This is a genomic window from Pseudomonas mucidolens (assembly GCF_900106045.1).
GTDB classification, from domain to species: domain Bacteria; phylum Pseudomonadota; class Gammaproteobacteria; order Pseudomonadales; family Pseudomonadaceae; genus Aquipseudomonas; species Aquipseudomonas mucidolens.
The window spans coordinates 2545164-2557008 of record NZ_LT629802.1 but is presented as its reverse complement, the minus strand read 5'-3'; the positions used below and the strand labels follow the sequence as shown (position 1 = coordinate 2557008).

The 11845-nt window shown below is 61.6% G+C and carries 13 protein-coding genes; 2 read left to right on the top strand and 11 right to left on the bottom strand.

Annotation, left to right across the window (positions count from 1 at the left end):
* The first annotated feature begins 1 nt into the window (after window position 1).
* A complete protein-coding gene (locus tag BLU75_RS11915; protein ID WP_084381737.1) occupies window positions 2–1363 on the top strand; it encodes a DUF1552 domain-containing protein in 1362 nt (453 codons plus the stop codon).
* Window positions 1364–1447: 84 nt separating this feature from the next.
* Here the strand turns inward: BLU75_RS11915 and BLU75_RS11910 are convergent, their stop codons facing one another.
* The 5 genes from BLU75_RS11910 to ribBA all read right to left on the bottom strand — a co-directional run bounded on the left by BLU75_RS11910 (window position 1448) and on the right by ribBA (window position 6661).
* Complete coding sequence (locus BLU75_RS11910) at window positions 1448–2602, bottom strand: ABC transporter ATP-binding protein (protein WP_084381736.1); 1155 nt, start codon at window positions 2600–2602, stop codon at window positions 1448–1450.
* A 17-nt stretch (window positions 2603–2619) separates the two neighbouring features.
* Window positions 2620–3429, bottom strand: a complete 810-nt coding sequence (locus BLU75_RS11905) for an ABC transporter permease (protein WP_084381735.1) — start codon at window positions 3427–3429, stop codon at window positions 2620–2622.
* A gap of 6 nt (window positions 3430–3435) precedes the next feature.
* A complete protein-coding gene (locus BLU75_RS11900) occupies window positions 3436–4353 on the bottom strand; it encodes an ABC transporter permease (protein ID WP_084381734.1) in 918 nt (305 codons plus the stop codon).
* Window positions 4350–5375, bottom strand: coding sequence for an ABC transporter substrate-binding protein (locus tag BLU75_RS11895; RefSeq protein WP_084381733.1), 1026 nt, complete (start codon window positions 5373–5375; stop codon window positions 4350–4352). The genes BLU75_RS11900 and BLU75_RS11895 overlap by 4 nt, the downstream gene beginning before the upstream one ends.
* Before the next feature lie 179 nt (window positions 5376–5554).
* The gene (ribBA, locus tag BLU75_RS11890; protein ID WP_084381732.1) at window positions 5555–6661 is read right to left on the bottom strand and encodes a bifunctional 3,4-dihydroxy-2-butanone-4-phosphate synthase/GTP cyclohydrolase II; all 1107 of its coding nucleotides are present in this window, start codon (window positions 6659–6661) and stop codon (window positions 5555–5557) included.
* 70 nt (window positions 6662–6731) lie between these two features.
* On the opposite strand from ribBA, the gene BLU75_RS11885 reads away from it, so the two are divergent.
* The gene (locus BLU75_RS11885) at window positions 6732–7025 is read left to right on the top strand and encodes a DUF1330 domain-containing protein (protein ID WP_084381731.1); all 294 of its coding nucleotides are present in this window, start codon (window positions 6732–6734) and stop codon (window positions 7023–7025) included.
* Window positions 7026–7260: 235 nt separating this feature from the next.
* Here BLU75_RS11885 and BLU75_RS11880 read toward each other — a convergent pair whose 3' ends face one another.
* From BLU75_RS11880 to BLU75_RS11855, 6 genes are read right to left on the bottom strand one after another with little or no spacing between them, the layout of a single operon-like run.
* Window positions 7261–7824, bottom strand: a complete 564-nt coding sequence (locus BLU75_RS11880; protein ID WP_084381730.1) for an NUDIX hydrolase — start codon at window positions 7822–7824, stop codon at window positions 7261–7263.
* A gap of 2 nt (window positions 7825–7826) precedes the next feature.
* Entirely contained in the window at window positions 7827–8579 is a 753-nt protein-coding gene (locus BLU75_RS11875; protein WP_084381729.1) for a GntR family transcriptional regulator, read from the bottom strand.
* Between the two features lie 23 nt (window positions 8580–8602).
* On the bottom strand, window positions 8603–8992 hold the full coding sequence (locus BLU75_RS11870; protein WP_084381728.1) for a carboxymuconolactone decarboxylase family protein: 390 nt from the start codon (window positions 8990–8992) through the stop codon (window positions 8603–8605).
* A 13-nt stretch (window positions 8993–9005) separates the two neighbouring features.
* On the bottom strand, window positions 9006–9491 hold the full coding sequence (locus tag BLU75_RS11865; protein WP_084381727.1) for a flavin reductase family protein: 486 nt from the start codon (window positions 9489–9491) through the stop codon (window positions 9006–9008).
* A gap of 12 nt (window positions 9492–9503) precedes the next feature.
* The gene (locus BLU75_RS11860) at window positions 9504–10985 is read right to left on the bottom strand and encodes an aldehyde dehydrogenase (RefSeq protein ID WP_084381726.1); all 1482 of its coding nucleotides are present in this window, start codon (window positions 10983–10985) and stop codon (window positions 9504–9506) included.
* The gene (locus BLU75_RS11855; RefSeq protein ID WP_084381725.1) at window positions 10982–11815 is read right to left on the bottom strand and encodes an alpha/beta fold hydrolase; all 834 of its coding nucleotides are present in this window, start codon (window positions 11813–11815) and stop codon (window positions 10982–10984) included. Before BLU75_RS11855 ends, BLU75_RS11860 begins: the two co-directional genes overlap by 4 nt.
* Window positions 11816–11845: the final 30 nt, after the last annotated feature.

Genomic DNA, 11845 nt, shown 5'->3' with positions numbered 1-11845 from the left:
CATGGGCATTTTGAAAAGTCGTCGTCGCTTTCTGGCCGCACTGGTGGCTGCCGGGGTTTACGGCCCTCTGACTCAGTTCGGCCTGACACGCATGGCGTTGGCGGGGCAGACCCAGGAGGCGAAGCTCAAGATTGTATTTGTGGTGGTTCCCGACGGCCTGGCAGTGGATTCCTACCAAGGCGGTGGGTTTGGCGATGGGCGCGGGCTGTGGTACCCCGAGGCCGACGGCGCCGATACCACGCAGTTTCAATTGAATGAGGTGAGTGCCGAACTGCAGGCCTATCGCACGCAGTCCCTGTATCTGCGCGGCATCATCCTCGGACCGGGCAACGTCGGACACAATGGCTGGAACTGGGTGTTGCGCGACACTGAGTCACGTCAGTCGTCGATCGACATTGTGCTGGGGCAGGTATTGCCGGGCAGCGAGCCGTCCCACCGTAGCCTGTTTGCCGGACCCCATGCCGGGATCGATGGAACACCCTGGTTTGTATCCTGGCAAGGCACGGCCATTCGCACACCGTATCGCGACCCGCAGTTGATGGCCCAAGCGCTGTTCAGCAGCCCGGGAGCGGCGGCGAAAGATCAAGCTAAAGGTACGGAACTGCTGGATGTGGCGCTGGAGGATATCCGCGACCTTCAGGATAAGCTGACCGGCGCGCAGCGCCAGAAACTGCAGACGCATTTGGACTCGGTGGAGCAGGTCATCAAGGATATCGAGCAGTCCACGCCACCTGTCGGTGAGTGCAAGCCAGTTGTCCTGGAACCGTTGCCTTGGCAATCAGCGGAGTTTCGCAACCAGATCCAGGGCAACCACCATCAAGTGGTTGCTACGGCGTTGAGTTGTGGCATCACTCGAGTCGCGACCATCCAGATCGGACGTTCGGCGGAATCGCTGAACATCATTGACGTCAGCCCGACCAGTAACCCCCATGAATGTGCGCATCGGCGTTCCGGAGAAGCGTTCTGGAAGGGCACGCGCCAGTGGTATGTGCGCCAGGTCAAGCTGTTTATGGATGAATTGGCCCGCTACCAGGACCCGCACGTACCGACTGACAAGCTGCTTGACCATACGTTGGTGGTGCTCACCAGTGAGATGGCGGATGGGGCGCCGGAGCATATGATCGACATGCCAGTGGTGCTCATGGGAGGCGCCAGTGGCTTACTCAAAAGCGGTGATGGCGTCGGGCGCTATCTCAATATCACGTCCCAGGCCGATCGCGAGCATCACTCGGGAAATCCGGTGATAGGCAAACGTTTTGTGGATATGCAACGCATCTGGGCGACGATTGCCAAGGCTGCCGGTACTAGCGTGCCTTATACCGGGAATGTCGACGTCGTCAGCGGAATATTCACCAACGTTTGAGGCCGCTAAAGGGCTGCTCAGTCCGTTCTCCCCTTTGGGAGGAGGGTGAGGAGCGGCCTCAAGGGGACGCGTTTTGGCCTGCGATCAGTGCGCGCCTGCAGCTTTGTTCAGATCACTGTCTTGCCATTCGGTATACACGCACGCATCCGCCGTCGCCCAGCGCACGCGCACCGGATCACCGGCCTTGAGTGGCATGCCCGCGGCAGACAGTGCCTTGACCGTCATCGAGGTGCCGCCCAGGGTTTTCACGCTGCAGGTCAGGCTTTCGCCGAGGAACAACACTTCGCCGACCACCGCCGAGACTTCATTCCAGCCAGCGGCCAATGGCTGCTCGGCGGCCTGTTCGATGCTCAGCGCCAGGGCTTTTTCCGGTCGTACCATCAGCAGCACCGGCTGGTCGGTGTGCAGCCCGGTGGTCAGGCGGATCGATAAGGACTGCCCCTCGAACGCCGCCACCGCGTTGCCTTGGGCCTTGAGCTTGAGGAAGTTGGAGTTGCCGAGGAAGGACGCGACAAATGCATTCGGCGGGTTCTGGTACAGGTCGAAACCGCTGCCCAAGCCGACGATCTTGCCATGGCTGAAAATCGCGATGCGCTGGGACAGACGCATGGCTTCTTCCTGGTCGTGGGTCACGTAGACAATGGTGATGCCCAGGCGTCGATGCAACTGACGCAGTTCGTCCTGCAAGTCTTCACGCAGTTTCTTGTCGAGGGCGCCAAGGGGCTCGTCCATCAGCAGGATGCGTGGCTCGTACACCAGCGCACGGGCGATAGCGACCCGCTGCTGTTGACCGCCGGACAATTGCGAGGGGCGGCGATGGGCGAATTGCTCCAGCTGCACCAGCTTGAGCATGGCGTCGACGCGCTTCTCGCGTTCGGCGCTGGCCAGTTTGCGGATCGCCAGCGGGAAAGCGATGTTGTCGCGTACCGACAGGTGCGGGAACAATGAGTAGCGCTGGAACACCATGCCAATGTCGCGCTTGTGCGGCGGTACATTGACCAGGGATTGGCCGTCGACCAGGATTTCGCCGCTGCTCGGCGTTTCGAAGCCGGCGAGCATCGACAGGGTGGTGCTTTTACCCGAGCCGCTGGAGCCGAGGAAGGTGAGGAATTCACCGTCCTTGATGTCCAGCGAGATAGTGTCGACGGCGGCGAATTCGCCGTAGTACTTATTCAGGTTGCGCAGGCTGACCAAGGGTTGGTCATGGTTTTGCGCGCAATCTTTGATCACTGCACTCATGTTTTACTCCTGGGCGCTCAGGCGCGGGTTTCAGCGCGCCGGCGAACGGCGGCGGCAATCATCATGATCATTACTGACAGGCCAATCAGCAGCGTCGAGGCGACGGCGATCACCGGCGTCAGGTCCTGGCGCAGGGTGGTCCACATCTTCACTGGAAGGGTTTGCAGGGTTGGGCTGGCCATCATCACGCTGAGTACCACTTCGTCCCACGAGACGAGAAAAGCGAACAGCGCACCGGCCACCATCCCCGGGCGAATCGCCGGGAAGGTCACCTTGAACGCCGCCTGCAAGCGCGACGCGCCGCAGATCACCGCCGCATCTTCAATCGACTGATCGAACAGCTTCAGCGAGTTGATGATCGAGATGATGGTGAACGGCAAAGCGACGATGACGTGGCTGACCACAAAGGCGAACATCGTGCCGGTGTAGCCGAGCTTGAGGAACAGCGCGTACACCGCCACCGCAATGATCACCAGCGGTACGATCATCGGCAGGGTGAACAGGCCGTAAAGCAGCTCGCGGCCGGGGAAACGTCCGCGCACCAGGGCAAACGCGGTGGGCAGGCCCAGGGCGACGGCGAACACGGTGGTCAGCAGCGCGACCTTGAGGCTGGCCATTGCCGCGCTCATCCAGTCGGGATTGGAGAAGAACTGGCCGTACCATTTCAGCGTCCAGCCCGGCGGCGGAAACACCAGCCATTGCGAGGAGCCGAACGACAACAGCACGATAAACACGATCGGCAACAGCAGGAACAACGCAATCAACCCGGTGGTCGTGTACAGGCCCAGGCGCATCCTGCGGCTCATGGCATTGGGAGTCAGGAGCATGACGGCTTACCTCGCGTTGCTGGCGCCAACCGGAGATTCCGGCTGAAGCTTCAGGTAGAAGTAGAACAGCACCAGCGTGATAAAGATCAGCAACGCGGCGCCGGCGCTGGCCAGGCCCCAATTGAGGAACGATTGCACCTGCTGAATGATGAACTCGGGCAGCATCATGTTCTGCGCGCCACCGAGCAGCGCCGGGGTGACGTAGTAACCGAGGGACATCACAAACACCATCAGCCCGCCGGAAAACAGCCCCGGCCGACACAGTGGAAGGAACACCCGGAAGAAATTGGTCCAGGGGCTGGCGCCACAGATCGAGCCGGCCTGCAGGATCATCGGGTCGATGGCCTGCATGGTCGCCTGCAACGGCAGCACAATGAACGGGATCATGATGTAGCTCATGCCGATCACTACGCCTGTGAGGTTGTGCACCATCTCCAGCGGTTGATCGATGATGCCCATCGCCATCAACGCCTTGTTGATTACCCCTGAAGCCTGGAGCAACACCAGCCATGAATAAGTACGGGCGAGGAGGCTGGTCCACATCGACAGCAGCACGATGTTGAGGATCCAGCGCCCCCAGCCGCGCGGCACCAGGGTAATTGCCCAGGCCAGCGGGAAGCCCAGCAGCAGGCTGAACAGGGTCACCAGTCCCGCCACCGAAAAGGTGTTGAGCAGCACTCGGGCGTACGCCGAATTGGCGAACAGCTGTTCATAGTTGCCCAGGCCCGGCACCGGTTCCAGCACGCCGCGCAACAGCAGGCCGATCAGCGGCGCGAGGAAGAACAGGCCGAGAAACAGCAGGGCCGGGATCAGGTTGCCCGAGCCGCGCCAGCGCTGTGCCAGGGAAGGGCCTGTCGCGTTGCCTGGAGCCGCGCCGGCAGCGCCATGGGCGCTGCCGGTCGGCGTCGTTGCCGTCATTTTCATTTGACTAGCCATTCGTTCCACCGTGTTGCAATGGCCGGACCATTCTTGGCCCAGTAGGCGAAATCAAGCGTGATCTGGTCCTTGGCATACGCCGTCGGCAAGTTGGGCGCCAGTACCGAATCCAGGCGCTGCACGCTGCCGATATTCACCGGTGCATAGGCGGTCAGGTTGGAGAAGTCGGCCTGGCCTTTGGCGCTGCTGGCATAGGCCAGGAACTTCATGGCAGCGGCTTTGTTTTTGGCGCCTTTGGGCACCACCAGAATATCGGCCATGACCAGGTTCTGCTTCCAGCTCACGCCAACCGGTGCGCCGTCTTCCTGCAGGGCGTGAATGCGACCGTTCCAGAACTGGCCCATGCTGACTTCACCGGAGGCCAGTAACTGTTGCGACTGTGCGCCGCCACCCCACCAGACGATGTCTTTCTTGAGGGTGTCGAGTTTCTTGAACGCGCGGTCCAGGTCCAGCGGGTAGAGTTTGTCGGCGGCGACGCCGTCGGCCAAAAGAGCCAACTCCAGCACGCCGGGACTGGGCCATTTGTAGAGGGCGCGTTTGCCGGGGTAGGTCTTGGTATCGAACAGTGCGGTCCAATCCTGGGGTTTGCCAGCGCCGAGCTTGTCTTCGTTGTAGCCGAGCACGAAGGAAAAGAAGAACGAGCCCACGCCATGGTCGGAGATAAATCGCGGGTCGATCTTGTCGCGCTGGATCACCGCGAAGTCGAGGGGTTCGAGCAGGCCTTCGGCGGCGGCGCGCAAGGCGAAGTCAGCTTCGACATCCACCACGTCCCACTGAACGTTGCCGCTTTCGACCATAGCCTTGAGTTTGCCGTAGTCGGTGGGGCCATCCTGGACCACGGTGATGCCGCTGGCTTTGCTGAAAGGATCGGCCCACGCCTGCTTCTGCGCATCTTGGGTACTGCCGCCCCAGCTCACGAAATTGACGCTTTCGGCCGCCTGCACGGCTTGGCTGGTCACACTCAGCAGTCCCGCAAACAGCACGGCGGTTGCAGCTTTGTTCAACACCATTTTTACGCCCTCATTGTTGTGTTTATGAGCGGGGCTTTTGAATGCCCGCCTATCGGGAGCAGTCGGTCCGGTTGATGCTTTGAGCGCCATTCGGATTGTGGAATATCATATTATGGTATTCCAAAATTTGCGCAAGCATTTTGCTATACCGGCCATCCGCCAACGCAGGTTTTTCAGGGTCAAATGAAAGCAATACTCTCCACCACTTCCAGGTCGTAGCCGGTCAAGCCTGCGTATTTCAGCGGTGGTCCGAGGTGGCGCAACTTGCCCACGCCGAGGTCTTGCAGGATCTGCGCGCCGGTCCCTACTTCAGAATAGATGCGGGACTGCGAACGGCTGAACTGGCGAGGTGCCTGGGTCAGCTGCGGCACCCGCTCCAGCAGGGCTTGGGAGGATTCGTGATTGGCCAGCACCACCACCACGCCACTGCCTTCAGCGGCGACGCGTTGCAGGGCGGCCCACAACGTCCAGTTGGATGGGCCACTGTAGTCGGCGCCCACCAGATCGCGCAGCGGATCAATCACATGCACCCGCACCAGGGTGGGTTCGTCGCGGCGCAGTTGGCCCATGACCATCGCCATATGCACGCCGCCGTCGATACGGTCTTCAAAGGTAATCAAGCGGAAGGTGCCATGTACGGTCGGCAGCTCGCGTTCGCCGATGCGCGTCACCGTGCGTTCGGTGCTGAGGCGATAGTGGATCAGGTCAGCGATGGTGCCGATCTTGATCCCGTGTTTGCGTGCGAATACTTCCAGGTCCGGCCGGCGAGCCATGGTGCCGTCGTCATTCAGCACTTCGACGATCACCGAGGCCGGGATGTGCCCGGCCAGGCGTGCCAGGTCGCAGCCGGCTTCAGTGTGGCCAGCGCGGGTCAGCACGCCACCGTCCTTGGCGCGCAGCGGGAAAATATGCCCCGGTTGCACGATGTCGGCAGGACCGGCATTGATGTCGACGGCTGCTGCCACAGTGCGTGCGCGGTCAGCGGCGGAGATACCAGTGGTGACACCTGTGGCGGCTTCGATGGACACGGTAAACGCCGTGCCGAACACGCTGGCATTGCTCGGCACCATCTGTTCCAGGCCGAGACGCTGGCAGTGTTCATCGGTGAGGGTCAGACAGATCAGGCCCCGTGCTTCGCGAGCCATGAAGCTGATACTTTCGGCGGTGCAGCAGGCGGCGGGCTGCAACAGATCACCTTCGTTTTCCCGGTCTTCATCGTCGACCAGCAGCACCATTTTGCCCTGGCGGTAGTCTTCGATAATTTCTGCAATGCTGTTGAAGGCCATGTGTAGGTGCTCAAGTTATTGGTTGTATGTATTATGGTATACCACAAAACTTAAACAAGAGGATGTCGCGATGAAGGCCTACTGGATTGCCCATGTAGATATTTCCGATGCCGAGCAATACACCCACTACACCCAGCGCGCACCGGCGGCGTTCGCGGCGTATGGCGGGCGGATCCTCGCCAGGGCGGGCCGCAGCACCGCGCTGGAAGGCGGGCGCACGCCGCAGCGCAGCGTGGTGATCGAGTTCGACAGTTACGAGCAGGCCGTGGCGTGTTACGAGTCCGAGCTGTATCAGCAGGCGAAGCGACATCGCGAGGGTGTGGCCCAGGCGCAGGTGATCATTGTGGAAGGCGTGGCGCCCTGACAGCGCGCGCCGAACACCATCCTGTAGATAGGGGGCTTGTTTGTGGCGAGGGGGCTTGTCCCCCCGTTGGGCTGCGCAGCAGCCCCAATAAAAACGAGTGCGGTGTATCAGGCACTCCTCTGCGGCTGGTCTGGGGGCTGCTGCGCAGCCCAACGGGGGGACAAGCCCCCTCGCCACAGACGAGCTCACCCTATCCACAGACAATTCCTTAGCATAGGTAGATCGCCGTGCAGCCTCAGCGGATGAAGTGAATCTTGCCGCTGTCGTCGTTGCCGATGTAGATGCCGTAGACCCCGGCCTGGCGTTCTTCGATATAGCGCTCGAGGATCTGCCGGATGGCCGGGTAATAGATGCTGTCCCAGGGAATATCCTCGGGAGCGAAGAACTTATAGTCGAGGGTTTCCGGGCCGAACTGGCCGGTGATCTCCTGCGCGATGGCGCGGAAAATAATGTACACCTCGCTGATCTTCGGCACGCTGAAGATCGAGTAGGGCGAGAGGATCTCGGCACGCACGCCGCTTTCTTCCCAGACTTCGCGCAGTGCCGCCTGTTCGGTGGTCTCGCCGCCCTCCATAAAGCCTGCTGGCAGCGTCCAGGTGCCCGGGCGTGGGGGGATCGCACGTTGGCACAGCAGGTATTTACCGTCCTGCTCGATGATGCAGCCGGCGATGATTTTCGGATTGACGTAATGAATATGGCCGCAGCCACGGCACATCAGACGCTCATGCGTATCGCCCGGTGGCAACTGGTGACCGAGGTCACTGCTGCCGCAGCAAGGGCAAAAGCGCGGGCTGAACAAGCTCAGTGACCTATGCGTGGTTCTTTGAGCGCGATCGGCAGGGTGATATCCGGAATCTTGCCGGTCTCTTCCTGTTTGCGCTTGAGGTAGTCCAGCGCGACGGCCGCTGCCGCGCGCACGTGATCGACGCAGGCCTGGTGGGCGGCGAGTGGGTCGCCACTCTTGATCGCCTGCACCATGCGCTCCATTTCCTGGTTGCTGCTGCCGCGACGGTTCTCCTGGGACACCGACGTTGCCCGCAGGTAGCTGATGCGCGCCTGCAACTGCCGCAATTGGGTGGCGGCGATGTGGTTGCCGGAGCCTTCGAGCAATACGTCGTAGAAGCCTTGCACCGAGTCGATGACCTGTTGCAGTTCGCCATCCTTGAGGGACTTGCGGTTTTCCTCGAGGGCCTTTTCCAGGGCCTTGATGTCTTTTGCCTTGGCGCGCAGGGTGAACAGCTGCACGATCAAGCCTTCGAGCACGCAGCGCAGTTCATAGATATCGACGGCATCGGCCAGGGTGATCACCGCGACTTGCGGGCCTTTGGCGTCGGCGAACTCTACCAGGCCTTCCGACTCCAAGTGGCGCAGGGCTTCGCGCACCGAGGTGCGACTGACGCCCAGGCGATCACACAGGTCGCGTTCCACCAGGCGATCGCCCGGCAAGAGCTGGAAGTTCATGATGGCGCTTCGCAGTTTTTCCAGCACGATTTCGCGCAGCGTAACCGGGTTGTGATTGACCTTGAAGCTGTCGTCGAGTGGCAGGCGTTTCATGGGGGCTGCTCTGAATGAAGCGGTTAACTGGAGGCCTCGGCGTCGGCTTCGGCGAAGGCTTCCCGGGCCAGCCGGAAACTGTCTACGGCCGCGGGAACCCCGCAATAAATGCCGACCTGAAGCAGAATTTCGCGTATTTGTTCACGACTCAGCCCGTTACGCAAGGCGCCACGTATATGCAGCTTGAGTTCGTGGGGCCGATTGAGGGCCGAAATCATCGCCAAGTTTATCATGCTGCGTTCTTTAAGCGACAAACCCTCGCGGCCCCACACATGGCCCCAGCAGTACTCGGTGACCATCTCCTGCAGCGGCCGGGTGAAATCGTCGGCGTTCTCGAGCGAGCGCTTCACGTAAGCCTCGCCCAGCACCTGGGTGCGAATTTTCAGGCCTTGTTCATACTTGTCGTTGCTCATCGTTCAACACTCCTCAAGCCAGGGTGGGTAGCGGGCCCAGTTTGCCTTTGTGGTAGATCATCGGCGTGACGGGTTGCTCGGGCAGGATCAGATTTTTCACCGCGCCGACGATGATCGCGTGATCACCGCCGTCGTATTCGCGCCACAGTTCGCACTCGATGATCGCCGTGGCCTTGGCCAGCAGCGGGTTACCCAGTTCGCTCAGGTGCCACTCGATGCCCTTGGCTTTCTCCTTGCCCTTGCTGGCGAATGCATAGGCTTCGGCGGTCTGGTCGGCGGACAGCAAGTGAATCGCGAACTGCTTGCTGTCGCGCAGGATCGGGTAGGTGTCCGAGGCGTAATTGGGGCAGAACAGCACCAGCGCCGGGTCGATCGACAGCGCGCTGAACGCACTGGCGGTGATGCCGACGATGCCGCCGTCCGGGTCGAGGGTGGTGACCACCGTGACGCCCGAAGGAAACGAGCTCATGACGTCTTTGTAAATACCGGGTTCGATCATGGTTCTGGACTCTTAGCGCATCACAAAAGGATCAGGCATGGGCGCCTGAGAGAGATTGATCCACACCGTCTTCAGCTCGGTGTAGGCCAGCACCGAATCGATGCCGCTTTCGCGTCCGTAGCCGCTGTTCTTGAAACCGCCGATGGGCGCCATGGCGGACACGGCACGGTAGGTGTTGACCCAGATGATCCCTGAGCGCACATCCCGCGCCAGGCGATGGGCACGCCCCAGATCGCGGGTCCAGATGCCGGCGGCAAGGCCGAACTGCGAGTCGTTGGCGATCGCCAGTGCTTCGGCTTCATCCTTGAAGCGAATGACCGAGGCCACCGGGCCGAACACTTCTTCCTGCATGATTTTCATCGAGTTGCGGTCGCACTCGAACAGGGTCGGCTCGTAGAACCAGCCTTCGCCCAGATCCTGTGGCCGCTTGCCGCCCATGCGCAGGCGGGCACCTTCGGCGATGGCGTCCGCCACCAGGCCTTCGACCACCGCGAGCTGTTGTGCCGTGGCCATGGGACCCATTTCGCTGGCATCTTCCTGGGGGTTACCGATGCGGATGCGCCGGGCGCGTTCGACCAGGCGGTCAACGAACTCATCGTAGATTTCATCCTGCACCAGCAAGCGCGAACCGGAGACGCAACTCTGTCCGGACGCCGCATAGATACCGGCAATCGCACCATTGATGGCGCTGTCGAGATCGGCGTCGGCAAAGATGATATTCGGCGATTTACCCCCAAGCTCCAGTGACAGTTTGGCGAAGTTTTCGGCGCTGCTGCGCACCACATGGCGCGCGGTGGCTGCACCGCCGGTGAAGGCGATCTTGCGTACCAGCGGGTGGCGGGTGAGGGCGGCACCGGTACTCGGGCCGTAGCCGGTGACCACGTTGACCACGCCCGCCGGGATACCGGCTTGCAGCGCCAGGCGCGCCAGCTCGAGAATGCTCGCCGAGGCGTGTTCCGAGGGTTTGATGACGATGGTATTGCCCGCAGCGAGGGCCGGCGCGAGTTTGATCGCGGTCAGGTACAGCGGGCTGTTCCATGGGATGATCGCGGCCACCACGCCCATGGCTTCGTGCACGGTGTAGGCGAACAGGTCCGGCTTGTCGAGGGGCAGGGTGCCGCCTTCGAGCTTGTCCGCCAGGCCCGCGGTGTAGTGAAAGAACTCCGGCAGGTAGCTGACCTGGCCGCGGGTTTCACGGATCAATTTGCCGTTGTCGCGGCTTTCCAGTTGCGCCAGTTGCTCCTTGTTGTCGGCGATCAGATCACCGAGACGACGCAACAGCTTGCCCCGCGCGGTGGCGGTGAGACCACGCCAGGCCGGGCTGTCGAAGGCGGTTTGTGCAGCTTGCACGGCGCGCTCGACATCCGCTTCATCGGCGTCGGGCAGTTGCGCCCAAGGCTGGGCCAACGCGGGGTTGAGACTGTCAAAGGTCTTGCCGGACAGGGCATCGACCCATTCACCGCCGATGCACATCTGGAAGCGTTCAAGCGTCATGCCACGATCCCCTTTATTGGATGTTGTTGGGCGTGTGCCGTTTCAAGAAAATCCAGCAGCAGCTGGTTGACCAGGCGCGGCGATTCGACCGGCATCATATGCCGTTGCTCGGCCAGCACCGCGACGGTAGCACCGGGGATGCGGTCGGCCAATTGCCGGGCCATCTGCGGTGTCGAGCCGGGGTCCAGTTCACCGGTGGCGACCAGGGTTGGCGCCTGGATGCTGCCCAGGTCGTCTGCGCGGTACATGTCCTGGGTGGCAAACAATTCGTAGGTGGTCAGGTAACCCTGCGGATCATTGCCCGCCAAGGTCTGGCGCAATGCCGCGATTTGCGCCGGGTTGGCCGCCTGGTACTCGCGGCTGAACCAACGGGACAGTGCGGCTTCGGCATTCGCGTCCGGCCCGTGTTCGGCGGCCTGGGCGGTGCGAGCGATCACGCCGGCACGCTGCTCGGGGCTGCGGTTGAACACGCTGTTGAGCACCACCAGGCTTTGCAAGCGTTGCGGGTAATGCAAGGCAAATGCCCGTGCGACCAGGCCCCCCATGGAGAACCCGATCACCGTCGCCTGGGGCAATTGCAGGTAATCGAGCAGCTCCAGCAGTTGATCGGCATAACCGAGCAGCGGGGTGCCGGCGGTCGGGCGTGGGCTGGCGCCATGACCGAGCATGTCATAGCTGATCACGCGGTACTGCGTGGCCAGACCAACGACCTGGCCGCCCCACATTTCTTTATTCAAGCCCACGCCGTGGATCAAAACCACAGGCTGGCCTTGGCCGGTCGCCAGATAACTGGTACCAGCCGGGGTGCGTTCAGCGGTGAGCCGAATCATGGAGCGCTCCTGCATACCTTTTTTATTGGG